The 25606-nt window shown below is 68.8% G+C and carries 22 protein-coding genes; 10 read left to right on the plus strand and 12 right to left on the minus strand.

The window, feature by feature from the left end; genetic code table 11:
* Positions 1-22: 22 nt before the first annotated feature.
* A complete protein-coding gene (locus tag F8178_RS09560) occupies positions 23-1066 on the minus strand; it encodes an NlpC/P60 family protein (protein ID WP_317494360.1) in 1044 nt (347 codons plus the stop codon).
* 642 nt (positions 1067-1708) lie between these two features.
* Positions 1709-3520, minus strand: coding sequence for a D-alanyl-D-alanine carboxypeptidase family protein (locus tag F8178_RS09565; protein WP_317494361.1), 1812 nt, complete (start codon positions 3518-3520; stop codon positions 1709-1711).
* Between the two features lie 239 nt (positions 3521-3759).
* On the opposite strand from F8178_RS09565, the gene F8178_RS09570 reads away from it, so the two are divergent.
* A complete protein-coding gene (locus F8178_RS09570) occupies positions 3760-5478 on the plus strand; it encodes a DEDD exonuclease domain-containing protein (RefSeq protein ID WP_317494362.1) in 1719 nt (572 codons plus the stop codon).
* 37 nt (positions 5479-5515) lie between these two features.
* Here the strand turns inward: F8178_RS09570 and F8178_RS09575 are convergent, their stop codons facing one another.
* The 4 genes from F8178_RS09575 to F8178_RS09590 form a co-directional block, all read right to left on the minus strand.
* Positions 5516-7192 (minus strand): cytochrome bc complex cytochrome b subunit, encoded by a 1677-nt coding sequence (locus F8178_RS09575; protein ID WP_317494363.1) that lies wholly within the window; start codon positions 7190-7192, stop codon positions 5516-5518.
* Positions 7189-8364 (minus strand): ubiquinol-cytochrome c reductase iron-sulfur subunit, encoded by a 1176-nt coding sequence (locus tag F8178_RS09580; RefSeq protein ID WP_317494577.1) that lies wholly within the window; start codon positions 8362-8364, stop codon positions 7189-7191. Before F8178_RS09580 ends, F8178_RS09575 begins: the two co-directional genes overlap by 4 nt.
* Complete coding sequence (locus tag F8178_RS09585) at positions 8361-9188, minus strand: c-type cytochrome (RefSeq protein ID WP_317494364.1); 828 nt, start codon at positions 9186-9188, stop codon at positions 8361-8363. The genes F8178_RS09580 and F8178_RS09585 overlap by 4 nt, the downstream gene beginning before the upstream one ends.
* 76 nt (positions 9189-9264) lie before the next feature.
* Entirely contained in the window at positions 9265-9894 is a 630-nt protein-coding gene (locus F8178_RS09590) for a heme-copper oxidase subunit III (protein WP_317494365.1), read from the minus strand.
* 238 nt (positions 9895-10132) lie between these two features.
* Between F8178_RS09590 and F8178_RS09595 the strand changes: the two genes are divergently transcribed.
* A complete protein-coding gene (locus F8178_RS09595; protein WP_317494366.1) occupies positions 10133-10567 on the plus strand; it encodes a hypothetical protein in 435 nt (144 codons plus the stop codon).
* Positions 10564-11652, plus strand: a complete 1089-nt coding sequence (trpD, locus tag F8178_RS09600) for an anthranilate phosphoribosyltransferase (RefSeq protein ID WP_317494367.1) — start codon at positions 10564-10566, stop codon at positions 11650-11652. The genes F8178_RS09595 and trpD overlap by 4 nt, the downstream gene beginning before the upstream one ends.
* Before the next feature lie 60 nt (positions 11653-11712).
* Here trpD and F8178_RS09605 read toward each other — a convergent pair whose 3' ends face one another.
* Both F8178_RS09605 and F8178_RS09610 read right to left on the minus strand, forming a co-directional pair.
* Positions 11713-12135 (minus strand): cytochrome c oxidase subunit 4, encoded by a 423-nt coding sequence (locus F8178_RS09605; protein WP_317494368.1) that lies wholly within the window; start codon positions 12133-12135, stop codon positions 11713-11715.
* Positions 12136-12213: 78 nt separating this feature from the next.
* Entirely contained in the window at positions 12214-13137 is a 924-nt protein-coding gene (locus F8178_RS09610; RefSeq protein ID WP_317494369.1) for a cytochrome c oxidase subunit II, read from the minus strand.
* A 246-nt stretch (positions 13138-13383) separates the two neighbouring features.
* Here F8178_RS09610 and asnB point away from each other — a divergent pair, with 246 nt between their 5' ends.
* Positions 13384-15312, plus strand: coding sequence for an asparagine synthase (glutamine-hydrolyzing) (asnB, locus tag F8178_RS09615; protein WP_317494370.1), 1929 nt, complete (start codon positions 13384-13386; stop codon positions 15310-15312).
* Between the two features lie 206 nt (positions 15313-15518).
* Positions 15519-15695: a hypothetical protein gene (locus F8178_RS09620; RefSeq protein WP_317494371.1), complete on the plus strand. Its 177-nt coding sequence runs from the start codon at positions 15519-15521 to the stop codon at positions 15693-15695.
* A 113-nt stretch (positions 15696-15808) separates the two neighbouring features.
* On the opposite strand, the gene F8178_RS09625 is transcribed toward F8178_RS09620, so the two are convergent.
* Complete coding sequence (locus F8178_RS09625) at positions 15809-16183, minus strand: iron-sulfur cluster assembly accessory protein (RefSeq protein ID WP_317494372.1); 375 nt, start codon at positions 16181-16183, stop codon at positions 15809-15811.
* Between the two features lie 169 nt (positions 16184-16352).
* On the opposite strand from F8178_RS09625, the gene F8178_RS09630 reads away from it, so the two are divergent.
* Positions 16353-17027, plus strand: a complete 675-nt coding sequence (locus F8178_RS09630) for a DUF3043 domain-containing protein (RefSeq protein ID WP_317494373.1) — start codon at positions 16353-16355, stop codon at positions 17025-17027.
* Positions 17028-17054: 27 nt separating this feature from the next.
* Entirely contained in the window at positions 17055-18239 is a 1185-nt protein-coding gene (locus F8178_RS09635; protein ID WP_317494374.1) for a nicotinate-nucleotide--dimethylbenzimidazole phosphoribosyltransferase, read from the plus strand.
* Between the two features lie 6 nt (positions 18240-18245).
* Here F8178_RS09635 and F8178_RS09640 read toward each other — a convergent pair whose 3' ends face one another.
* Both F8178_RS09640 and F8178_RS09645 read right to left on the minus strand, forming a co-directional pair.
* Entirely contained in the window at positions 18246-19349 is a 1104-nt protein-coding gene (locus F8178_RS09640) for a branched-chain amino acid aminotransferase (protein WP_317494375.1), read from the minus strand.
* A 122-nt stretch (positions 19350-19471) separates the two neighbouring features.
* Positions 19472-20404, minus strand: a complete 933-nt coding sequence (locus F8178_RS09645) for a hypothetical protein (protein ID WP_317494376.1) — start codon at positions 20402-20404, stop codon at positions 19472-19474.
* 256 nt (positions 20405-20660) lie between these two features.
* Between F8178_RS09645 and F8178_RS09650 the strand changes: the two genes are divergently transcribed.
* The gene (locus tag F8178_RS09650) at positions 20661-22166 is read left to right on the plus strand and encodes a leucyl aminopeptidase (RefSeq protein WP_317494377.1); all 1506 of its coding nucleotides are present in this window, start codon (positions 20661-20663) and stop codon (positions 22164-22166) included.
* Between the two features lie 13 nt (positions 22167-22179).
* Positions 22180-23445 carry a hypothetical protein gene (locus F8178_RS09655; RefSeq protein ID WP_317494378.1) on the plus strand — a complete coding sequence of 422 codons (1266 nt, stop codon included), beginning with the start codon at positions 22180-22182 and terminating at the stop codon, positions 23443-23445.
* A 31-nt stretch (positions 23446-23476) separates the two neighbouring features.
* Here F8178_RS09655 and F8178_RS09660 read toward each other — a convergent pair whose 3' ends face one another.
* A complete protein-coding gene (locus F8178_RS09660; RefSeq protein ID WP_317494379.1) occupies positions 23477-23845 on the minus strand; it encodes an oxidoreductase in 369 nt (122 codons plus the stop codon).
* A 281-nt stretch (positions 23846-24126) separates the two neighbouring features.
* Here F8178_RS09660 and lpdA point away from each other — a divergent pair, with 281 nt between their 5' ends.
* Positions 24127-25500, plus strand: a complete 1374-nt coding sequence (gene lpdA, locus F8178_RS09665) for a dihydrolipoyl dehydrogenase (protein WP_317494380.1) — start codon at positions 24127-24129, stop codon at positions 25498-25500.
* The last annotated feature ends 106 nt before the right edge of the window (positions 25501-25606 follow it).

The raw sequence follows: 25606 nt of genomic DNA on the forward strand, positions 1-25606 counted from the left end.
GCCCCCGCGCCGAGCAGGACCGCTACGCGACGCGGCGGGCACCGCTGAAGTCGCCCTCCATCATCTCGGCGACCTTCACCACGTCACCCTGCTGCGGGGCGTGCACCATCTTGCCATCACCGACATAGATGCCCACATGCGACACGGGTTCGTAGAAGAACACCAAGTCACCCGGCTGCAGCTGGTCACGCGGGATCGGCTGACCGTGGGTGGACTGTGCCCTGCTCGACCGCGGGATGCTGATCCCCGCCTGCTGATAGGCCCATGAAGTCAGGCCTGAGCAGTCGAAACGGTCGGGACCATCGGCACCCCATTCGTAAGGGCTGCCGCGCTTGCCCATGGCCGCATCCACCGCCTGCTGTGCAGCCGCGCCGGGAGCCACGATCTGCGAGGGCGCGTCAGCACCCTCGCTCTGGTGCATCTGCTGGTCTTCGTCGGTGAGCAGGCCGGCGGCTTCACGCACCTCCTCGATCCGCTCATCGAGCGTGGCCTGCCTGGCCTCGATGTCGACGACGAGTTCCTCGGCGGTTTCCCTGGCCTGCTCGGCGCGGGTCGCCGCGTCCTCGGCGTCGCGCTGGGCGACGCTGGCCTGCTCCACGGCGCTGCTGAGCCGCTCCATCGCCTCGTTCTGGTCCGCGGCCAGCACGTCCAGTGCGGTGGAGCGCTCCAGGTAGTCCTGGGTGGACTGCCCTGCGAGCAGCGCGGACATCGTGGTGACCTCGGCGCCGTTGGTGTAGCTCGCGCTGGCGAAAGCGTCGACGACGTGGCGGTACTCGCGCTGCTCGGCCAGTGCCTCGCGCTCGGAACGTTCCGCGGCCTCGAGATCGGCCTCCGCCTGCTCGAGCTCCCGTTCAGCGACCTCCAGGTCGTCCTGAGCCTCGAGATGCGCCTCGTTGAGCTGCTCGGCCTCGGCGACGAGCTCGCGATACTCGCGCAGCTCCTCGGAGGCACCGGGGGGAAGTGGGTCGGGGTCTGCGACGGCGGGAGTGTGGACGCCGACGACTGCGATGACGGCTGCGGCGGCGATCCCGCCGGTCAGCATTCGCTTCACATTATGCGACTTCACGTCGCGCGTCTCTCCTTTGCGTCCGGTCGCCTATCCGGGAGCCGGGATACGGAGAGGTCGGGGTCCTCTCCTACCGCGAGGCGCTCGCATCGAAGCGCATCCCGCCGGATCGCGGCGCGTTCGACCGCAACACCCCGTGCAGGGGCGGTGCTCGGCGACACTCGGCGACACTCACTGTCGGCCGTGCCGGACTGTTGTCGAACGCTGCGAACCGTACGCGGTCTCGCGGCAGCCCCGGAACAGCCCCCCGACAAGCTGCCTCGGCGACAACCCCACGGCGCCGCCTCCTGTCGTACAGCGACTGCCTTCCGTGAGGTCTCGAACAGGTTACGAAACCGATCGAGTGACGTCCAGCCCGAATCGGCCATTCGGCCCAGTCCGTTCGGCGAAACTCGTTCAGCGGAGCTGGTCATCGCGCCCTGTGATAAACGCTACAGAAGTAGCGGCGACGTTCACCGGCCGCTCACCGATCGGATCAACCGTTCGTCGCAGTGCGTGACGACACACCCCCGTAATGTTCCCGGGCCGGCCATGCACTGCGACCCCGAAAACGAACACGATGCGTAACTATGCGGTGACCGGCGTGCCGCACGGTGCCGGTGATGCCGGTCCGGACGGCCACCCCTGCGGGAACTCCCGGAACTAGCCGCGGCCGACGTACTCCCAGTGCCACGGCTCCTCCCTGCCGCCGCCCTGCCGTGCCCACTGCGGGTGGATCCAGCCGAACGCGGGCGCGTTGTTCACCATCCAGCGATGCTGTGGTGTACCGAACGACTCCACACCCGCGCAGAGATCCACAGCCAGACCCCAGCCGTGATTGCTCGTGCCGGGCACCGCGGCGAGCGCCGGCTTGCGGTGATACAGATCGACCTGGGCATCGAACGTGCGGTACGAGTCCGTCACGCACAGCCCGTCACCGAACTCCTCGGCGTACGCGGCCGACAGCGCCACGAACCGCTGCGCCGCATCGCATCGCAACACATGGCTGCCCACCCCGATGGAACACAGCGCCGACCGCGGAATCAGCCCGTTAGGGTAGCCACCCCACGCACCGGCGCTGTCGTACTGTTGCTCCCCGCCGGATCCGGTGGAGATCGGCAGCTCCACACCACCGCAACGCCAGGTCAGTTCCCCATCCTCACGCTCGGGCACGTCACGCGCCTGGCTGCGCTGCCCCAGTGCGGGACGTATCACCCCGAGCGCGGAATCGCTGGCTGGCAGGTCGGTCACCGCGACACTGGCGATGCGACCGTCGGCGGCGAGCATGGTGCGGTCGTCGAGCACGATACCGACGTGCTGCACCCCGTACTTCGCGGGCCCAACGAAGACCACGTCGCCGGGCTGCGCGTCCTCGTAGGGAACCTGACGTCCTCGTGCCAGCTGGGCGGCCGCGTCGCGCGGCATGTCCAGATCGTTCCCGTCGTAGACCGCGTGAACCAGCCCGTCGCACGAGTAAGCCACGGGGCCGGTGCCCTCGTCCTTCGGCACGTACGGTTTGCCGAGCTCGTCCACAGCATCCGATACCGCGTCGGCCGTTTCCGCCGGGAGCACGAGCAGACGCTCACCGTCCACGGTGACCTGCGCCACTCCGGCTTGGGGTTCGCCGTCCTCACCTTGGACGGGACGCATGCCGGACGGCAGGGAATCCGGATCGGACAGTGCCGCGGCGCTCGGCAACGTCACCCCCGCATCGTCCAGCCGGTCTAGGTATGCCTCCCAACTGGCTGCGGTCTCCGTGTTGCGCTCGCGCTGCGCTTCCTGCTGCGCGATCACCGCCTCGTTGGCCTCCCCGATCGGTCCGCGCAACTCCGAGGAGATCGCATCAGCGCGGTGTGACGCGTCGGTATTGCGACGTTCGAGTTCCTCGGCGCGCTCGGCGGCTTCCTCTTCCAGCTCCTCGGCCTTGCGCTCGGTCTCGACCGCGGATCTGTGGCGTTCCAGCGCGGCGAGCAGCTGCTCGTCCTGCTCGGACCGCAACAGCCGGATCATCTCCGAGCCTGCGAGGGCATCCTTCGGGCTGCCCGCCGTCAGCAGCACCCGCACCTCATCGGGGCGTCCCATGGCCGTGAACACGGTGCGCGAGAAATCGTCGACCTCGGTCTGCATATCGGCCAGCTCGGCCTCGGCGGCCCGCCGTTCCTCGGTGGCGCTGTCCAGCCTCGCGGTGGCCTCGTCGAGTTCCTGCTGCGCCTCGGCGATGCGCCCGCTGAGCGCATCGAGCTCCTCCTGCACCTCGGTGGCCGACACCTGCAGGTCCGCGATCTCCGGATCCGCGAACGCCTCCCCAGGGCGAGGATCCGGCACCCCGACATCGGGCGCGACCCCCGCCTCGACGGGAACCTCGTCGGTCTCGCTCGGCGCATGGTCCTCCGCAGCCGCGGGAAGGACGACCACCAACCCCAGTGCCAGGGACAGGGCCGCCAGTAGCGCACCACTCGCCCTGCTAGCCCGCATCCGTACCTCCCGCACCCGACGAGCGGGCCGTCCCGCCGTCACGAAGGAAACCCGGGAACGCGTACCCCTCGGCGCCGCACCCCGGAAGAAATCTCACTACCAGCACAACGATGTGCTCCAGCTTACGTGACGCGACCCACCATGAACACCGTTCACGGGGTCAATCGTGACGTGGGTAGCAGTGCCGCCCCTCCCCTGGTCACCGTCCGCTGTCGGGCGGATGGCCTATCGTGCCGATCATGGCGACCCAGCTGTCCTTCGACGAGCTCGGCACGCCGCTGCACGAGGTCACCTTCGTCGTGCTCGACCTGGAGACCACCGGCGGCAGGCCAGCCCACGACAGGATCACCGAGATCGGCGCGGTCAAGGTTCGCGGCGGGCAGCTGCTCGGCGAGTTCAGCACGCTGGTGAACCCGGGGCGGCCCATCCCGCCGCAGGTGGCCTCGCTGACCGGGATCACCGACGCCATGGTGGCCGACGCTCCCGAACTCGCGACGGTGCTGCCCGCGTTCCTGGAGTTCGCCGCGGGCGACGTCCTCGTCGCCCACAACGCCCGGTTCGACCTGGGTTTCCTCCGGGCCGCCTGTAGCGCGCACGGCTACGCACGGCCCGACCATCGGGTGCTGTGCACCGTCCGACTGGCACGGCACGTGCTCTCCCGCAGGGACGCGCCCAGCTGCAAGCTGTCCGCGCTTGCCACGCTGTTCGGGGCACGAACCCCGGAGCACCGCGCACTGCACGACGCGCGCGCCACAGTGGACGTGCTGCACGCACTGCTGGAGCGCGTGGGCTCGCTGGGCGTGCATTCCATCGACGAACTGGTCGCCTTCCAAGCCCGGGTGAGTCCGCAGCAGCGCCGCAAGCGCTCGTTGGCCGCACACCTGCCCGCAGCGCCCGGCGTGTACCTGTTCCGCGGCCCGAACGACGAGGTGCTCTATATCGGTACCGCGAGCAACCTACGTAACCGGGTGCAGCAGTACTTCACCGGCTCCGAGACCCGCAGCCGCATGCGCGAGATGGTCACGCTGGCCACCTCGGTGGCGCATGTCGAGTGCGCCACCGCCCTCGAAGCCGAGGTAAGGGAGCAACGCCTGCTCGCGGCGCACCGGCCCAGCTACAACCGGCGCGCTAAGAATCCGCACCGCTCCTGGTGGATCGCGCTGACCTCGGAGTCCTTCCCCCGGCTCTCGGTGGTGCGCCGCGAGCGGCCCGGCGCGTTGGGGCCGTTCGGCAGCAGGCGATCGGCTGCGCGGACCGCCGCGACGCTCACCGCCGCGGTGGGGTTGCGCTCCTGTACCCAGCGGATCGCCGTCCGCTCTCCGGACGGCAGCCCGTGCGCGGAGTTCGACCTCGGGCGGTGCGGCGCCCCCTGCGCTGGCAAGCAGGACGCGGCGGACTACGCGCCTGCCGCCCGCGCCATCACCGAGCTGGTCACCGGCTCCGGCGCGGAGCCGCTACGGGCCACCGAGCGCGAGATCGCCCGCCTGTCGGCCGCGCACCATTTCGAACGAGCCGCGCAGCTCCGCGACGAACTGGCCGCACTGGTCCGTGCGGTGGATCGCGCGCACCGCATGTCCGCGCTCGCCCGGATCACCGAGATGGTCGCCGCCGCACCCGACGGTGCGGGCGGGTGGGAGTTCGCGGTCATCCGCTACGGAAGGCTCGCTGCGGCGGGCACCGCGCGGCGTGGCACCGCGCCGATGCCGATCGTGGAGGCGCTGACCGCGGCGGCGGAGACGGTCCTGCCCGGCGACGGCCCGCTGCGCGGCGCCGCTCCCGACGAGGTAGCGGCCCTGTTGCGTTGGTTGGACCGCCCGGGAACGCGCCTGGTCCGTGCCACCGAAGGCTGGGCCGAACCCGCGGTCGCTGCCGGCCCGTGGCGCGAGTGGCTGGAGCTGGCAGCCGAGGCGTCCACACTCGAACGAACACCCCGCACGATGGAAGGCGCGGACCGCTGAGTCACCAGCGGCCCGCGCCCCTCTTGCTTCAGCTGGTTCAGCTGGACTGCTCGCCGGAGCCGGTCGTGGCGTCGGTGGCCTCCGCGGACTCGACCCCCGCGGTCACCTCGCCGTTGCCGTGACCGTCATGCACGGCCCGTGCCCGCTCCAGTGCCTGGGTCTCCTCGGCGGGATCGGGGGTCAGCACGCCGGGGATCGGCTTACCAGCCGTACCGAGCTCGTTCATCTTCTTCGGCACCGGCGCACCCTGATACTCCAACGGGATCGCGTGGCCGTGCTCGTCCACCCCGCCGAGCGGCTGGTGCACCTCGATGAACTCACCATGCGGCAGCCGCTTGATGATGCCCGTCTCGATACCGTGCTCCAGCACCTCCCTGTCCGAATGCTGCAAGCCGAGGCAGATCCGGTAGGTGATCAGGAAGGCCAGCGGCGGCAGGATCAGGATGCCGATCCGGCCCGCCCACACCATCGCGTTCAGGGAGATGAAGAACTTGTCGGCGATGACGTCGTTGCCGGTGGAGACCAGCGCCACCATGAAGTAGGTGATCGCCATGGCACCCAGCGCGGTCCGCACTGGTACATCCCTCGGCCGCTGCAGCAGGTTGTGGTTGGCGTGGTCCTTGGTGAACTTGCGCTCGATCCATGGATAGAACAGCGCAACCGCAATCAGCAACGGCAGGCCGGTAATGAACGGCAAGAAGGTCGCTGACAGCGTATACGGCCCGAAGTAGCCTTCCCAGGCAGGCCACAGTCGTAGCAACCCGTCCGTCCACGCGATGTACCAGTCGGGCACCGTCGCAGCGGAGATCTGTGAGGCGTTGTACGGGCCGAGGTTCCAGATGCCGTTGATCTGGAAGAGGCCGGACATCATCGCAGTGACACCGGTGACGATGGCGAAGAAAGCCCCGCCCTTGAGGGCGAACGTCGGCATGATCCGCACGCCGACCACGTTGTTCTCCTTGCGCCGCACCCCGGGGAACTGGGTGTGCTTCTGGTACCAGACCAGGGCCAGGTGAATGGCTATCAGTATCGCCAGTATCGCCGGTAGTACGAATATATGGAGCGTGTACAGCCGCGGGATGATCTCCGTTCCCGGATAGTCCCCGCCGAACATCAACCAGTGCGTCCACGTGCCGATCACCGGGAACGAGAGCAACAGGCCCGACATGATCCGCAGGCCGGCGCCGGAGAGCACGTCATCCGGCAGCGAGTAGCCGGTGAAGCCTTCCATGATCGCCACGCCGAGGATCAGCACACCGATCACCCAGTTACCCTCACGTGGCTTGCGGAAGGCTCCGGTGAAGAAAACCCGGAACATGTGCGCCACGATCGCGGCGATGAACAGGTGCGCCGACCAGTGGTGCACCTGCCGTGCGAACAGTCCGCCCCGAACCTCGAAGGACAGCTCCAGCGCTGTCTCGTAGGCCCGCGACATCTCCAGACCACGCAGGTTGGTGAAAACCCCCTGGTAGGTCACTTCCTCCATCGAGGGGTCGAAGAACAGCGCGAGGTACGTGCCGGACAGCAACACGATGATGAAGCTGTAGAGCGCGATCTCGCCGAGGAGGAACGACCAGTGCGTGGGGAATACCTTGTTCATCTGGCGGCGCATCCCGCCGGAGAGGTGGTACCGCTCGTCCATCGCTCTACCGGTGGCGGCGGCGGCCTTCTCCGCCGGATGCGGCCCCTTGGTCGGTGTGGTCAGCTCGCTCATGACTCGCGCTCCCAGTAAGCAGGACCGACTGGCTCGGGGAAGTCTCCCGTCGCGATGAAGTAGCCAGTTTCCGGGTCCACGGTGATCGGCAGTTGCGCCAGTGCCCGCGCGGCAGGCCCGAAGATCGGCCGTGCGTAGGCCAGCACGTCGAACTGCGACTGGTGGCATGGACACAGGAACCGGTTCGTACGCTGCTCGTACAGCGACGTCGGGCATCCGAGGTGGCTGCAGATCTTCGTGTAGGCGTAGAAGTCGCCGTAGTGGAAGTCCTCCTGCCCCTCACGCTTGATTACCTGCGCTGAGTCCTCCGGACGCAGCCTGACCAGCATGACGGGGGCGTCACCTGCCTTGATCGCGTGCACCAGCTCGTGGTGATCGCCGCGTTCCTCCTCGCGGAACGGGTAGACCGTCTCCATCGATCCCGGCACCAGGTCCTCAGGGCGGACCAGCGAGATCTCGTTGAAGTTCCCCGTGTGCCTGCGCAGGAACACCTTCTCGCCGGGATACCGGTGTTGCCACCGGGTATTGGCCAGCGAGTGCTCGCTCTCCGGATCCGCCCACGGGTTCTTGACCAGTCCGCCGAGGGCGTACACCCCGAAGGCCAACCCGAAGGTTCCCGCGCCGAAGCCCGCCGTGCGCTTGATCAGCTTGCGCCTGCCGATGGTGCTGCGGCTTCCCGCGTCGGCAAGGTGGGCAGCCACGGTCTGCCGGTCCAGCTCCTCGGATGGGCCGTCATGACGCTGCTGGACGGCGACCTCGTGCGGGATGAAGCGCTTGGTGTAGAGGATGATGCCCACACCGACGGCCAGGATCGACAGGCCAAGCGTGGTACCGATCAGCGGCGTGTACAGGCTGTACAGGAAGTGTGCCCGCTCGTTACCCGGGCTCGGCGGCTCGTAGGTCCACGGCCACCAGATGAAGATCCCGATGAACGCCAGCGCCGACAGCCCTGCCAGGCCGAACCACGCGGCGACCAGGCGTTCCGAACGCTTCTCCGCACGCGTTCCCTTCACCGGCCACGGGTCGTGGTACTCGACGATCTCCACGTCGTCGAGCCTGCCGCCGAGCTTGACGAGATCCTCGCGACTCATCTCCGACAGCTCGGCCTCGCTGGGCAGCCGCTGCTCGCCCGCGCCGTGCTCCTCTTCGTTTCTCGGGTGCTCGCTGGTCACCGCCTCGCTCCGATCCACATGGTGATAGCAACCAGTCCACCGATCCCGACGATCCAGGCAATCAGGCCTTCCGGCATCGGGCCGTACCCGCCGAGCGGGTTACCGCCGGGGCTGTTGTTGCCGTCGGTGACCGACTGGACGTACGCGACGATGTCCTTCTTCTCCTCCGGCGTGAGCTGCCGGTCGGAGAACTTCGGCATATTCTGCGGCCCGCTGGCCATCGCCGAGTAGATGGTCTCCTCATCGAGCCCGTCGAGCTGCGGGCCGTACTTGCCCGACGACATACCGCCGCCACGGCCGGTGAAGTGGTGGCATGACGTGCAGTTCGTCCGGAACAGTTCCCCGCCGCGTGCGGGGTCGTCGCCCTGCAGGTCCGTGCCGCTCTCCTCGGGCATCTCCGGGCCGCCGCCGTGCTCGTGCACGTACGCGCTGACGGCCTCGACCTCGTCCGGGTCGAGTTGCGGCGGCTTCTCCGGCGCCTGCGCCTCCTGACGCACCATCGGCATGCGCCCAGTCGATGTCTGGAAGTACACCGAGGCCTCGCCGATGCCGATCAGACTCGGCCCCCTGTCCTCGACGCCCTCCAGGTTCGCGCCGTGGCAGGTGATGCACGTGTTGTTGTAGATCTGCTCGCCTTCCTGCAGCAGTGCCGGGTCGGCCTCGGCCTGCGCCTCCTGCGGCTGGGGAGCGAACACGGCGTACATCGCACCCGCGGTCACAAGCGCAAGGCCGAGCGCCAGGGTGCCCGCGAGGCGGCGCTGGAACTTGCCCCGCGCGCGCAGTGGGCGCCTGCGCTTGCTCGCTGGGTCGGAACTGGTGGTCATGTCTGCGGCAACCTTACTGTTCAGTTCGGGCTGTCAAGCTGTGGTCGCTGTCGTGCTGCGCTCGCCGCGCGGCACGTCACGGCACAAAGTAGATCACCGTGAAGAGGCCGATCCACACGACGTCGACGAAGTGCCAGTAGTAGGACACCACGATCGCCGAGGTCGCCTGCTGCGGTGTGAACTTCGCCAGGTGTGTCCTGATCAACAGGTAGACGAACGCGGCGAGCCCGCCGATCACGTGCAGCAGGTGGAAGCCGGTGGTCATGTAGAACACCGTGCCGAACGGATCGGAGGAGATCGTCACCTGCTGCGCAGCCTTGTTGATGTACTCCCAGATGGCTCCGGCCACGAAGATCGAGCCCATCACGAAGGTGAGCAGGTACCAGCGACGCAGCCCGAAGACGTCCCCCCGCTCGGCCGCGAACACCCCTAGCTGGCAGGTGAACGAGGACGCCACGAGGATGATCGTGAACGGGAGGGCGTGTCCGAGGTCCAGGTAGATTTGCTCACCCGTATCCGGGTGGATCGGCGGCCAGACACCGGTCTGGTTCTGGGCCTTCACGGTGAAGAACATCGCGAAGAGCCCAGCGAAGAACATCAACTCGCTGGCGAGCCAGACGATCGTGCCGACGCTGACCATGTTGGGCCGGTTCAGCGAGTGCACGCGATGGCTCATCGTGGGCGCTGCCGTACTCACGCCTGGCATTATGTCCTCCCTTGACCCCGGACTTACCGTCGGGTCCACCTCTTGCCGCGATCGGCCTGCCTCACCGCAGGCTACGAAGTCGATCATCACCCGGCGCCGGTGCCGGCACCGCCCCTGGGGTGTGCACAGCGCGGCTCCGGCTACGATCGCCGTACCAGCAGTGCCAGTCGGCAGCTGGTCGGCAGCCGACAGGCGGCTCGCCGGTAGCTAGCCGGATCCAACCTCGAAGGCGGTTGTTATGAGGAGTGAACCGCACACCATCCTGGTCTACAGTCACCGGGATGATGTACGTGAGTCGATCATCACAGCGATCGGCCGCCGCCCAGCCGCGGACATCGGACGCGTGAGCTACATCGAAGCAGCTCGGGTGGCCGACGTGATCGCCCAGGTCGACGCGGGCACCGTGGACCTGGCCGTGCTGGACGGGGAGGCGCAGCCGACCGGCGGGATGGGGCTGGCGCGGCAGCTCAGGGACGAGGTGGCCGAATGCCCACCGATCCTGGTGACGGCCCGCAGGCGCGACGATCGCTGGCTGGCCACCTGGTCGCGTGCCGATGCCGTACTGGTGCACCCGCTGGATCCGATCGCGACCGCCGACACCGTTGCCGAGCTGCTCCGCGGCAGGAACCTGCCCGCGCCGACCGAGCTGCGGGGGCAGGGAGCAGCGCAGTGACCGGGCAGGCCGAGCGCACCGGGCGGGCCGAACACAGCTGGGCAGGCGTGCTCGACCGGCTCATCCGTGGCATCGATCTCACCGCGGAGGAGACGGCGTGGGTCATGCGCGAGGTGATGTCGGGCGATGCCACCCCCGCGCAGATCGCGGGCTTTGCCACGGCGCTGCGCGCCAAGGGTGAGACGGCCCACGAGATCGCCGGGATGGCCGACGAGATGCTCGCCCACGCGCACCGGATCGAGGTACCAACCCCCCCGACGGGTGCGGTGGACATCGTCGGTACCGGGGGCGATCGCGCGGGAACTGTGAACATCTCCACGATGACCTCGCTTGTCGTCGCCGCGGCAGGCGTCCCTGTGGTCAAGCACGGCAACCGGGCCGCATCCTCGCAGGCCGGAACCGCGGACGTGCTCGAGGCACTCGGCGTGGCCATCGACCTTTCCCCCGCTGCCGTAGTCGACTGCGTCGCCGAGGTGGGCATCGGGTTCTGTTTCGCTCCGCTGTTCCACCCGGCGTTGCGGCACGCCGCCTCGCCCCGCAAGGAGCTGGGGGTACCCACTACGTTCAACCTGCTCGGCCCGCTGACCAACCCGGCGCAGCCACGGGCGGGCCTCATCGGCTGTGCCTACCCCGAGAAGGTGCGCGTGCTGGCCGAGGTATTCGCCGGGCGATCGGCCAGCGTGATGGTCGTGCGTGGCGACGACGGCCTCGACGAGCTCACCACGACGACCACGAGCACAGCCTGGGTGGTTGACCGGGGCGAGCTACGGCAGGCCACCGTGCATCCCGAGAGACTCGGCATCCCGCTGGCGAAAGCCGATGACCTACGCGGCGGCGACGCCGCACACAATGCCCGGGTGATACGCAGTCTTGTCGCGGGCGAGCGCGGGCCGGTCAGGGACGCCGTGCTGCTCAACGCCGCCGCCGCCCTCGCGGCGCACCGCGGCTTCTCCACCTCGCTCGACGACGACCTCAGCGCTGGCCTTGAGCAAGCAGCCGCGGCCGTGGATTCCGGCAAGGCGGCCACGCTGCTCGACGACTGGGCGCGGACCTCACAGCACCTGCGGCAGGCGCAACAGGACTGACACGTCGATCTAGTAAGAGGAAACGCGGTGTCCGGTGCCGCTGCCGTCTCAGCGAGCTGATCAGGTCTTCTGCGGCGGGCGTGAGTGGTACTCGAAGACGAGCCCGCCCACCGTAATCAGGATCATTCCGGTAGCGACGATCACCATCCACCACTGCCCGATCGCCAGCGCGATCCCCGCCAACGCCGCACCAGCGGCGATACCGAGCGGCCAGTAACTTCCCGGGCTGAAGAATCCGAGATCGCCCGCACCCTCGTGGATCTCCGCATCGTCGCGGTCCTCCGGCCGGTGCGTGATCCGGCGCTCCACGAAGCGGAAGTAGCTGCCGATCATCAGCGACAGCCCGGCGGTGAGGATCAACGCGATCGTGCCGATCGGCTCGATCCCGTACGGCATCCACAGGTGGGTGCCCACACCGTAGATCACCGCCACGACCACGGCGAACACTGTGACGATGTCGAATATCCGGGCTTCGACCTTCATGGAAAGGCCCTCACTCCTTGCGCTTTATGACGACAGTCTGCAGGGTAGACGGTCCCGAACCGCGCCATGACCGGCGGTTCAGCCGGACGGCTCGCGGGCGGTGCGATCCGGGTCGAACGGCGTGGTCGTCTCGGCCCGCGGCGGCAAGCCCATCTCGTCCAGCGCCTCCGGGGTGGTGTACGGCTCACCGGTCTGCTCGTTGATCTGCGACTTCAGGCCGAGGTACTCGTCGTACTGCTCCGGGGAGACCGCGCGCACCTCGAAGTTCATCATCGAGTGGTAGGTGCCGCAGAGCTCGGCACACCGGCCGACGAACGAGCCTTCCCGTTCGATGGTGTTCTGGAAGGTGTTGTCCTGGTTGTTGCGCTCGGGCTCGGGGAACACGTCGCGCTTGAACAGGAACTCCGGCACCCAGAACGAGTGGATCACGTCCGTGGAGCGCACCTCGTACTCGATCGTGCGGTCGGTCGGCAACACGAGGATCGGGATCTCGTCGGTACTGCCGACGGTGCTGACCGGGTTTCCGTCCGGGGTTTCGGCGTTGTGATGGCGGAACTCCCAGTTCCACTGGAAGCCGATCGCCTCGACGGACACGTCGGGGTCGTCCTCCTCCTCGAGCACCGAGAACTCGGTGGTGACCGTGAAGAAGAACAGCACGCACACCATCACGACCGGGATGACCACGCAGAAGAGCTCCAGCGGCACGTTGTACTGGAACTGCCGGGGGAGCTCGTCGGAGTCACCCTTCTTCTTCCGGTGGAAGGCAACCGACCAGAGGATCAGACCCCACACGATCACGCCGACGACCAGGGCGGCCACCGTCGCGCCGGTCCAGAGATGACGCATCTCCTCGGCCTGCGGGGTGATGCCTTCCGGCCATCCGAATCGCAGAACCTCCTCGGCCGAGCAACCCGTCACCGTGAGTGCCACCGCGCCGGCAAGCGCGGTGGCCTTGCCGACCCTGGACAATCGCGTTGCCGGGTTGCGCTCCTTCAGAGTCACTGCGCCACGCCTCCTCAGCAATGTATGTCGAACGCTGGAGCGGAGCCTAGCCGAAACTCCACCGGATTCTGCGCGCGGGGGAGCGTGCTCGGCGGACCCGGACTGCCGGTGCCCTGGCCCCACCGGTGATCGTCGGCCTCGGCGCGCGCGGCATACTGGGATGCCACCGGCCAGGCGGTTCCGGGCCTGGTGAGCGACCAGGACGTACGTGATGGTGCGTGACGGCGACGGATTGCGAGGATCGGCGTGTGCGGCTTGCTCGGACTCATCTGCGGCACGACAGACAGCGCGGAGCGCGCCCGCCCCGCGGTCGCGTCGGCCTTGCACTGTCAGCGACATCGCGGACCGGACGAGAGCGACACCTGGGCCGCCGACGAGGTGGTCTACGGCTTCAACCGCCTGTCGATCATCGACATCGAACACTCCCATCAGCCGCTGACCTGGGGACCTTCCGATGCGCCCGACCGCTACACGCTGCTGTTCAACGGCGAGATCTACAACTATCTCGAGCTCCGTGAGGAACTGATCACACAGTACGGTGCTGTGTTTCACACCTCAGGCGACAGCGAAGTGATCATCGCCGCATATCATTACCTCGGCACGGCGGCGCTGCGCAGGCTCCGCGGCATGTTCGCGTTCGTGATCTGGGATGCGCACCAGCGTCTGGCCTTCGGCGCGCGCGACCCGTTCGGCATCAAGCCGCTGTTCTACGCCACCGGCCCCACCGGCACGGCATTGTCGAGCGAGAAGAAGAGCCTCCTCGAGCTCGCGGGCACACTGGGTATCGCCGAGGAGCTGGACCGCACGGCCTTGCAGCATTACCTGACGTTGCAGTACGTCCCGGAGCCGGAAAGCCTGCACACCACCATCCGGCGGGTCGAGTCCGGCTGCTCGATCACGGTGCGGCCAGGTGAGCAGCCGGTGATCGAGCGGTACTTCTTCCCCGAGTTCACCGCACGGCAGGTCACCGGCAGCGGGGAGGCTGATGCGCTGCATCACCGTATCGCCGAGGTGCTGCGGGACTCGGTGGCCAAGCACATGCGCGCCGACGTCACCGTCGGCGCGTTCCTGTCGGGGGGTATCGACTCCACCGCGATCGCCGCGCTGGCGGCCGAACACAACCCGAACCTGATCACTTTCACGACCGGCTTCGAGCGCGAGGGCTACTCGGAAGTCGATGTCGCGGTGGAGTCGGCGGAGGCCATCGGAGTCGAGCACGTGGTGCGGACCGTCTCCGCACAGGAGATGATGGACGTACTGCCGTTGATCGTCTGGTACCTGGATGACCCGGTGGCCGACCCAGCGCTGGTGCCGCTGTGGTTCGTCGCGCGAGAGGCACGCAAGCACGTCAAGGTCGTGCTGTCCGGCGAGGGCGCGGACGAGCTCTTCGGCGGCTACACCATCTACCGCGAGCCGATATCACTGGCACCGTTCGAGAAGCTGCCCGGCGGAATCCGGAGGTTGCTCGCAGCGGTATCGACACGGATGCCGGAGGGCAGACGAGGCAAGGATCTCCTGCGTCGCGGGTCGTTGCCGCTGGAGGAGCGTTACTACGGCAATGCCCGGTTGTTCCGCCAGGACCAGCTCGCCGAGGTGCTGCGCTGCTTCGACGGCACCGTGGGGCACCGCGACGTCACCGCCGAGCCCTACCGCATCTCCCAGGGATGGGACCCGGTCGCCCGGATGCAGCATGTCGACCTGTTCACCTGGCTACGCGGCGACATTCTGGTCAAAGCCGACAAGATGACCATGGCCAACTCGCTCGAGCTGCGCGTGCCGTTTCTCGACTCCGCGGTTTTCGAGGTCGCGGCCGACATCCCGCTGGATGAGAAGGTCACCAAGGAGACCACCAAGCACGCGCTGCGTCGCGCGCTGGCGATGATCGTCCCGGAACACGTGCTGAACCGCCGCAAGCTCGGTTTCCCTGTCCCGATCCGCTACTGGCTGCGCGACGAGATGTACGACTGGGCGCAAGGAATCATCAATGACTCGGCCACCAACGAGGTGATCGACAAGCCCGCCGTGCTGCGTATGCTCGCGGATCATCGTGACGGGAACGTCGACCACAGCAGGCGCATCTGGGCGCTGCTGGTCTTCATGCTCTGGCACGGCATCTTCATCGAGGGCCGCATCAAACCGGAGGTTCCGGAGCCCCACTACCCCGTGAAGCTCTGACTCCGGAAAGCCAAAACCCCGGTTGCGCTCGGTTCGGCGGTGCGAGCCGAAGGGGTCCTCGGGTACCGGATATGTACCGAAGGAGGCCTTCGGCTCACCAGCCTTGCCTCCGGCTTCCCTCGGACGGGTGACCGCAGCGGAGGCTGGTGGATATTACTCGGAGGTAAGGGTGTCGCGTTCCTGCTCGACCCTCTACGGTCGCGGATGTGACGAAGGTAACGGAGCCGGAAAGCTTGCAGGAACTGATCGCGGATTGCGGTGCGATCCCCAGGATGCGTGCTGCTGCGACCGCAACGGCGAGCCGGGCAGCGGAAACGGCGCCCGCGTGGGAGATCGACGAGCGCTGTCGGCAACACGTCGCCGAGCTCGACGAGTACGTCTAGCCCCGGCCAGACCACCGCGAATTAGGCAGTGGGGCCGCGAGCCTGCAGGCTCGCGGCCCCACTCGCGACAACTCCGTCACGCCTCGCCACGGCCGACGGCGGCGCGCACGATCTCAGTTGAACGAGTCCCCGCAGGCGCACGACCCCGTGGCCTGGGGGTTTTCGATGGTGAAACCCTGCTTCTCGATGGTGTCGACGAAGTCGATGACGGCTTCCTGCACGTAGGGAGCACTCATCCGGTCAACAGCCACCTGCAGGCCGTTGAACTCGCGGAAGAGATCCCCGTCCAACGTGCGCTCGTCAAAGAACAGCTGGTAGCGGAGGCCCGCACACCCACCAGGCTGCACAGCGAGGCGCAGGTGCATGTCGTCCCGGCCCTCCTGCTCGAGCAGGGCCTTCGCCTTGGCCGCCGCAGCGTCTGTCAGGACCACCCCGTGCGTGGCCTCGGCGGTTCCCGGCTGTTCGCCGGTCTGCTCAGCAGTCGTCATGGCACTCCCTTACGGTGTCGCTCTGGTGCGTCGTTCGCGTCCACCAGGGTGAACGTCACCATCGACCCGGAGCATTCCGATGAGCTCCGGCGTTGATGGCACCACGTCCATGGTGACACATGCCGTGGCCACCTGAACATCAACGTGACCCCTACAATACCCTGGTGAAGTGAGGTTCTTCCGTCGTAACACGTCCGCAGCTGACAACGACGCCGACAGCGAGACCGAGGCAGGCGTCGACGAGGTGGACCAGCAGGCTCCGAAGGGGGCTACCCCGAAGAAGGGGCGGCCGACCCCGCGCCGGAACCAGGCCGCGCCGGGTAAGCGCGGCCCCGTGCCACCGCCACCGCGCAACACCCGGGAGGCCATCAAACGGAGCAGGCAGCTGCGCAAGCAGAGCCCTGCCTCGAAGATGACCAAGGAGGAGCGCAAGGCCGCGGCCAAGGAACGCAGGGAACGCATGATGGCCGGGGACGAACGGTACCTGCTGCCGAGGGATCGCGGCCCGGTGAAGGCCTTCGTCCGCGACGTGGTCGACTCGCGCCGCAACCTGCTCGGCCTGTTCATGCCGCTGGCGATCATCGTGTTCATGTCGCTGCTGGTGCCGGATCCCGCCATCCAGCAGTGGGCCACGCTGGTGACCACGGTGATGCTGTTCGGCATGGTGATCGAGGGCGTGTCCAACGGTCGCAGGATCACCCGCCTTGCCAGGGAGCACTTCCCGAACGAGACCATCAAGGGCCGTTCGATCGGCTGGTACGCCTTCGTGCGCGCCACTCAGTTGCGCAGGCTCCGCGTCCCACGGCCGCGGGTGAAACCGGGTGATCCGGTCAAGGTGCGGTAACCGGCGAGCCCCAGGATGTCGCCAGCCATGACGCCCGAGCACACCGGAGGTGACGACCCGGCCGCCCAGGCCGTCACCTTCGACCGCGCCGCGACCCCCGACGAGCAGGCCCGCACCGCGGCGCTGACCCGCGCGGGTCCGCCGCTACTCAGCACACCGGTGCCGTGCGGACCGCCCGTGCAGTCCGCACGGCAGGCAACCGGGCACACCCATGCGGGCGCGCGTGGCGGGGCCCGTGCCGATGGCCTCGGCGTGCTCGACGAGCTGGCTGGCTGGATCGCCGCGTGCCAGGGCCACTACCCGCCGCAGCCGCTGGCACGGCCACGGCACGTGATCTTCGCCGCCGATCACGGTATCGCCGAACGCGGCGTCTCGGTACGCGCGGCGGGGTCGACGGCTGCGTGGCTGACCGAGCCCGCTCCCCCGGCAACGGCGATGCGGTTGCTGCGCTCGGCAGGCGACCCCGCTCCGAGGATGGTCGACATCGGTCTCGCGGGTGAGCTCGATCCGCACCTGGCCGATACCCGCTTCCGGGTGTGCCGCTCCTCCCGGCCCATCGATGTGGCCGACGCGCTCGACGATGCAGAGGCCCGCGCCGCCGTGGCTGCAGGAAGGGCGATCGCCGACGGCGAGATCGATTCCGGCAGCGATCTGCTGCTCGGTACCGCCCTCGGCGTCGGGGTCTCCACTCCTGCCGCCGCGATCATCGCGGCGCTGACCGGTACCGAGCCGGTCGCCGTCACCGGCCGAGGTTCCGGCATCGACGATGCGGCGTGGATGCGCAAGGCCGCTGCCGTTCGGGATGCGCTGCGCCGTGCCCGGTCGGTACTGGCCGACCCCGTCGCGGTGTTGCGCACCGTCGGCGGCGCCGATATCGCGGCGCTGACCGGTTTCCTGGCACAGGCCGCGGTGCGACGCACCCCGGTGCTACTCGACGGTCTGGGTGCGGCCGCGGCGGCGCTGATGGCAGCCGAGCTGGTGCCCGGTGCCCGTGCCTGGTGGCGCCCCACCCACCGGCTGCCGGAGCCCGCGCACCCCGCGGTGCTCGACCGGCTGGAGCTGGAGCCGGTCCTCGAGCTGCCGATGGCGGCCGCTGCGGCGCCCGCCGCACTGTCGGTGCTGGTGATGGCGACGGCTGCGCACGCCGATCACGGCAGGGCGGCTCCCGACGAGACGCATCCCGACCCCGGCTCCGGGGTCGGGAGCGCCTGAGGCCACTCAGGACAGCGTGTACCGCCAGCCGTGCGGGTCCGCATCCCGACCCGTCTGGATCCCGATCAGTGCCTCACGCAGCCGCATTGTCACCTCGCCCGGCTGGCCCCCGGCGATGTCGAAGGCCCCACCGGAATGCTTGACGTGCCCGACCGGGGTGATCACCGCGGCGGTGCCACAGGCGAACACCTCGGTAAGTTCCCCCGATGTAGCCGCCTTCTCCCATTCGTCGGTCGAGATCTTGCGCTCGGTCACCGGGTAGCCGAAGTCCTGGCAGAGCGTGATCAGCGAGTCCCGGGTCACGCCGGGAAGCAGGCTCCCGGTGAGCTCGGGGGTGACGATCTGGGCGTTCTCGCCGGACCCGAACACGAAGAACAGGTTCATGCCCCCCATTTCCTCGACCCAGGCATGCTCCACCGCGTCGAGCCACACCACTTGGTCGCAGCCCTGCTCCACGGCCTGGGCCTGCGCGACGAACGAGGCACCGTAGTTGCCTGCACACTTGACGTAGCCGGTGCCCCCGGGGGCGGCGCGCGTGTAGTCGGTGGACAGCCACACGCTGACCGGCTTGACTCCCCCGGCGAAGTACGATCCCGCAGGCGAGGCGATCAGCATGTAGAGGTACCGATTGGCAGGCCGGTTCACACCGAGGCTGGCCTCGGTCGCGATGGTGAACGGCCGCAGGTACAGCGAGGCGCCCTCACCCTCGGGAACCCACCGGCCGTCGGCGGCGATCAGCTCCGTCAGCGAGTCGAGGAAGACCTCGTCCGGCAGCTCCGGGATGGCCAGCCTGCGGGCCGAGCGGCGGAACCGAACGGCGTTGCGTCCCGGCCGGAACGACGCGATCGATCCGTCGGGCTGCCGGTAGGCCTTCAGCCCTTCGAAGATCGCCTGACCGTAGTGCAGCACCGAGGTGGCGGGATCCAGCGTGATCGGCGCGTACGGTTCGACAGTGGCGTCGTGCCAGCCGCGGTCGCTGTCCCAGCGCACCGTCACCATGTGGTCGGTGAACTGGGTGCCGAAACCGGGATTCGCCAGTACCTCAGCTACGCGCTCCGGGGTCGCCGGTGAGGTGCTGAGGTTTCGCGTGAATGGTAGTGAGGTCGTCATGGCAGAACCGTATCCTCGAGCTGGAATCGTCCGGTAGGTCTTTTCGCAACGGGCCGCGGGCGTGGCACCGGTACCGCCGGTGCTCCCCGGCGCGGGCACCTCGGCTCCGCCCGCGAGGCCTCTCAGCTTAAACCGTTGGTGGCGGCGCGGCGATCGCCCCTCCCACGCGGGTACACCCACCCCGCCGCCACGCCGACCACGGCAACTCCCGACGCCAGCAGTAGCGCCGTTACCGGTGTCAGCAACGACGCCATGAGTGCCGCCACCACCGCAGGCAGCGCCACACGGCTACCGGCGGCTGCTGCTCCCGGTAACGGTGTGGCGACGAGCCCGTCGGCGGCGATGCGGAGCGCGACGACCGCCCCAGGCACGGTCGCCAGCACCACGACACCGTGCAGCATGCCGGTCAGCGCCGCTGCGTCGGCGGCCACCAGCGCGTCCCGCACCGGAACCGGCGACAGTCCGAGCCTGTGGGGGCCCAGCTGGTACAGCGCAGCGGCGGACACCGCGACGGCCACCGCGGTCGACCCGGCCACCCGCAGCAGCGGTATAGCGCGCCGCCTCACGGGGGTGGTCACAGTGAACAGCCCGAACATCACCGCGGCGCTCGCAGGCACGGCCAGGAAGGCTGGCAACCACGCCTGCCCGGCTGCTGCCAGCTCGGTTTCCGGGCTCGCTCCTGCCGAGGGTACGGGGGCGACGGCAACGCAGACCGCCACGAAGGCGACGGCGGCCACCGCCAGCGTCGCGGTGAGCGTCCACGACACCGGCCGCGGCACCGGCGGGTCCATCGCCGTGATCGCGGCGGCGACCAGCAGCACCGCTAGTCCGGCGAGCGTCTCGTGGTCCGGGGCGAGGTACCGCGCGAAGGTCGACGCGAGCAGCGCCGCCAGACCGATCGCCGCCGCGACACGCATTTCTGGCCAGGCAGGACGGTCGAACCACACCGAGACAGCGGCAACCGCGCCCGCGAGCAGCAGCCCGCCGAGCAGCCACCAGCCGCCGACGGCCGCGCCAACGGCGATACCGATCAACAGCCCGCCGCCGAGCAGCACCCGCAGTCACCGCCCTCTCCACCTCGACCGTGTCCGGCGCACCCACTATCACGGCCTCGCATCCGGCCAGCGCGAGCCTCCCCGCTGCGCGAACTCCGGAGCACCCGTCCCGCCTGTGCAACCGACCCTCTCGTGACACCACCGCGCGCCCCGTCAATAGCATGGCACTCAGTCCGGCCACGCCCGCTGGACCGTGCACAACCGTCCGGGACCCGACGCTCGACCACATCCTCGACCAGGAAGCAAGGAGCAACTCGTGACCCTTCCCCAGTTCACGCTCATCGACAACCGGGACGACGCCGTGACCGCGAGCCGTGCCGAGGCCGTCATCATCGGCACCGTACAGGGCGAGGACGGCGTCGAGGTCGCCGACGGCGCGCAGGCGGTCGATGCCGCGTTCGACGGCACACTGACCGAGGTGCTCAGCGCGCTCGGCGCCAAGGGCAAGGCCGACGAGGTCGTCAAGATACCCACATTCGGCAGGCTCACCGCGCCCGTGGTCGTCGCGGCAGGGCTGGGTAAGCGTGCCGAGGGCGGGGTCACCGCCGAGCAGGTGCGGCGCGCCAGCGGCGCCGCGGCCAGGGCGTTGAACGGCGCCTCGCATGCGCTGACCACGCTCTCCGCGATAGACCTGCAGGCGAGCGTGGAAGGCACCGCCCTCGGCGCCTACACCTTCACCGAGTACAAGTCGGAACCGAACGGCCACTCCCTCACCGAGGTGGAGGTGCTGCGGCCGGTGTCAGGAGAGCACGACGAGCACCGGAACACCCTCACCGCGGCGTCGGCCATCGCCTCGGCGGTCGCGCTCGCCCGGGACCTGGTGAACACCCCGCCCAACGAGCTGTTCCCGGCGTCGTTCGCCGACCGGGCACGCGAGCAGGCCGAGGCCGAGGGCCTGAGCGTCGAGGTGCTCGATGAGAAGGACCTGGAGCGCGGCCGTTACGGCGGCATCCTGGGGGTCGGCGGTGGCTCGGCGAGGAAGCCGCGGCTGGTGCGCCTGCGGTACCGGGGCGAGCGGCCGGTGGCCAAGGTCGCGCTCGTCGGCAAGGGCATCACCTTCGACACCGGCGGGATCTCCATCAAGCCCGCAGCGAACATGGAGAACATGACCTCCGACATGGCCGGTGCCGCCGCGGTGCTGGCGACGGCCGTGCTCGCCGCGAAGCTACGTTACCCGCTCGAGGTCACCGCCTACCTCCCGCTCGCGGAGAACATGCCGTCGGCCACGGCCTACCGGCCGGGGGATGTGTTGGAGATGTACGGCGGCAAGACCGTCGAGGTGATCAACACCGACGCCGAGGGGCGTCTGGTGCTGGCCGATGCCATCGTGCGGGCAGCGGAGGACGATCCGGACTACCTCATCGAGACCTCCACGCTCACGGGTGCGCAGCCGATCGCGCTCGGCAACCGCACCGCGGGGGTGATGGGTTCGGACGAGTTCCGGGACCGCGTCGCCGACGTGGCCCGGCGCACCGGCGAGGGAGGCTGGGCGATGCCGCTGCCGGAGGAGCTGCGTGCCGATCTCGATTCGCGGGTGGCCGACATCGCCAACGTGACGGGCAATCGCTGGGGCGGCATGCTCGTCGCCGGGGTGTTCCTCCGCGAGTTCGTGGCCGAGAACCTGCCTTGGGCACACATCGACGTCGCGGGTCCTGCCTACAACACCACCTCCGCCTGGGGCTACACCGGCAAGGGCGGTACCGGCGTTCCGGTGCGTACGCTGGCTGCCGTGCTGGCGGAGATCGCGGGAAGCGGGGACTGACGGGAGTACGCGGGTGTCCTGGTCCCCGGTTCCGCTGCCCGAGCCACGGTTGCCGGGCTGGCAGCCGGACGGCTATGTCGAGCTGGTGGTCGGCACCGCACTGACGGCCTCGCGCGCGCAGCTGGCCGCCACCGTCACCCATACCGGGTTGCTGCTGTCGTGTTGCGGGTTCGAGGCCGCATCGGACCAGGTGATCGACACGTGGTGGCGCGCGACCGGCGGGCAGGTCGGCGAGCTGCACACCGACGCGGTATCCACCAGGGCGCTCACCGTGCAGCTCGCCAACCGGACCGACCGCCCAGGCTGGGCGCGCGAGCTGCCACCGCCCGACCTCGACGCCGTCGAGCGCGATCACCAGCGCTATCTCGCGCGGGAACGGGCCGACGTCGCGGAGGGGGCCGAGGGTGCCGTTGCGGACGGAGATCGGGACGAGCGCGCCGGGGACGACGTCGCGGGCGCGCTCGCAGGTCTCGCGCGCGACATCGCCGCGGCGGAGGGCGGGATCACGCCTGCCGATCCGCTCAGGGCGGCTGCGCGGGAAGCGGACGAGGCCGCTCGCGGCGGTGACGGCGCAGCCACGGACGCTGCCCTGCGACGCTGGTGCGAGCTCGCGCGGCAGCGGACGTGGCCTCCGGTGGCCATGCTCGGCGCCTGCCGCTCACTGGCGCCGATGCTGCGCGACGGCGCGCTCGCGGGGTCGCTCGGGGTCGACCACGACTGGGCGCAGCGCTGCGCCGGGGAGTTGCAGGCCGCGATCCGGCAGCGGTACCCGAGGGACGAGATCGACCGCTCCGGCGGGCGTGGCATGCGCGAACTCCTCGAAGAGATACTGGCAATGCGCGGCCACCCTGACCTTCCCGCCGCCCCGCTACCCGCGCCGGCGCCACCCGCCGCCGTCAGCGCGGCCGAACGCCGGTTGCGCCTCCAGCTTCCCCCCGACTACCGGGAGTTCCTGCTGACCAGCGACGGCCTACCCGCCGATGTCGCCTTTCCCCGGATGCTCGGCGCGGCCGAACTGCGCCCAAGAGCCGAGCGCGGGGTGGTGCCGGTGAGCGAGCCCGCACCGCTCACCGCAGCGCTGGTGCTGCTGGTGGACATCACGCTCGCGGCAGGCGGCACCGGCGCCCGTGACGTGCCCGCCGAGATCCGACGGGTGGCGAGCGGGGCAAGTGGCTGGCGCGCCATCGAGTACGACCCCGAGCTCGGTTCGACCGTCTACGCGAGCTTCCGCGAACTACTGGAGGGGCACCTGCACCTGCTGCGGCGCTCCCGCGGGTGACCCCCTGACATGTGGTGGTACTGGCCGCCCGCTAGCTGTCCTCCTGGCGTCGCCTGCGCCGCTGCATGATCCGCTGCCGCTCGGTATAGTCCCGCATCCGCTGCGGGTATCCCACCTTGGAGACCTCGTACACCGGCATCGCGCGTTCGTGGCCGAACTTCTGGGCGGCGTCCAGGCTGCCGATCCTGCGACGTGTCCACTCACCGTCATGGGCGATCAGCACCACGGTGGTCTCGGTGATCCGGGTGGCCGGTTCCACGAACGCCTCGACACCGCGCCGCTGCGCGGCCCACTCGTCGAGATGCGCGATGTCCTCGGAGTCCGATTTGGCGGCCTTGCCCGCCACCCCCGCAGTCCGGCCCGACCTGCGACGCCTGCGAAACGCGTCGAATAGACCCACGCGACACCACCTCAGTTCCAGTCGATCCACTACGCCACGGCTGGTTCCCCCGCCGCGGCAGGCCAACCGGCACGCGCGGTAACGGCTCCGTACCGTCGCCGTACCTGTTCCCATTATCACCACGATCTTTCCCCTGTTGGTCACGCGCACCCGCGGGTAACTCGCTACGGTGGCAACGGGAGTGACAAGATGATGTATGCCACCGGTCACACGGCAGCACCGGTGGCAGGGAGGACGAGTCGACGTCTTCAACTGCACAGCCTGCACAAGGAGAGTACGAAGTGTCTGATCATTCCGCTGACCTGGTGATCCTTGGTGGCGGATCGGGCGGTTATGCCGCAGCATTCCGTGCGGCCGAGCTGGGCCTGTCCGTGACCCTTATCGAGAAGGACAAGCTCGGAGGGACGTGTCTGCACCGCGGGTGCATTCCCACCAAGGCCCTGCTCCACTCCGCCGAGATCGCCGATGCGGCACGGGAGGCCGATCAGTTCGGGGTGAAGGCCTCCCTGGAGGGCGTCGACATCGCCGGGGTCAACAAGTACAAGGACGGCATCGTCAACCGCCTGTACAAGGGCCTGCACGGATTGGCGAAGGCGCACAACGTCACCTTCGTCGAAGGCAGTGGCACCTTCGTGGGCAACAACACCGTCGAGGTGGATGGCACCCGCTACACCGGAACGAACGTGCTGCTTGCCACCGGCTCCTATTCCAAGACGTTACCGGGCCTGGAACTGGGCGGCAGGGTCGTCGCCAGCGAGCAGGCACTCACCCTCGACTACGTTCCCGAGCGCGTCGTGGTGCTCGGCGGGGGCGTGATCGGGGTGGAGTTCGCCAGCGTCTGGGCATCGTTCGGAGCCGACGTGACGATCGTCGAGGCACTGCCCCGGCTCGTACCCGCCGAGGACGAGTTCGCGTCGAAGCAACTCGAGCGCGCGTTCCGGCGACGCAAGATCGGTTTCAAGACCGGCGTGAAGTTCACCGGGGCCACCCAGGACGACAACGGCGTGCAGGTCTCGCTGGAGACCGGCGAGACGCTGGAGGCCGATCTGCTGCTCGTGGCCGTCGGGCGGGGACCGAACACGGCAGGCCATGGCTTCGCCGAGGCCGGGGTGGCCATGGAGAACGGTTTCGTGACCACCGACGAACGGCTGCGGACGAACCTGCCAGGGGTCTACGCTGTCGGCGACATCGTCGCCGGGTACCAGCTGGCGCATCGCGGATTCGCGCAGGGGATTTTCGTGGCCGAGGAGATCGCGGGGCAGCAGCCGCAGCCGATCGACGAGGCCGGTATCCCCCGCGTGACCTACTGCCGCCCTGAGGTCGCCTCGGTCGGGTTGTCGGAGGACCAGGCTCGCGAGCGGTACGGGCCGAACGTCACCTCGTTCACCTACGACCTCAGCGGCAACGGAAGGAGCCAGATCCTCAAGACCTCGGGCGCGGTCAAGGTGATCCAGGCCCCCGACGGCCCCGTCGTGGGATTGCACCTGGTCGGGGACCGCGTCGGTGAGCTGATCGGCGAGGCCCAGCTGATCTACAACTGGGAGGCGTTCCCCGCAGATGTGGCGCCGTTGATCCACGCGCACCCGACCCAGACCGAAGCGCTCGGCGAGGCGCATCTCGCGCTGGCCGGGAAGCCACTGCACGTTCACAGCTGACCCAAGAAGCGACAGACCAGCACGAGAGTCCCATGCACACCAGTCGGGTTATTCGGCCACAGGGCGAGGGCAGCGAACCCAACAGCCCCGACCCGCAGGCGGGTGA

Source organism: Haloechinothrix sp. LS1_15, from assembly GCF_033042135.1.
Classification (GTDB): domain Bacteria; phylum Actinomycetota; class Actinomycetes; order Mycobacteriales; family Pseudonocardiaceae; genus Haloechinothrix.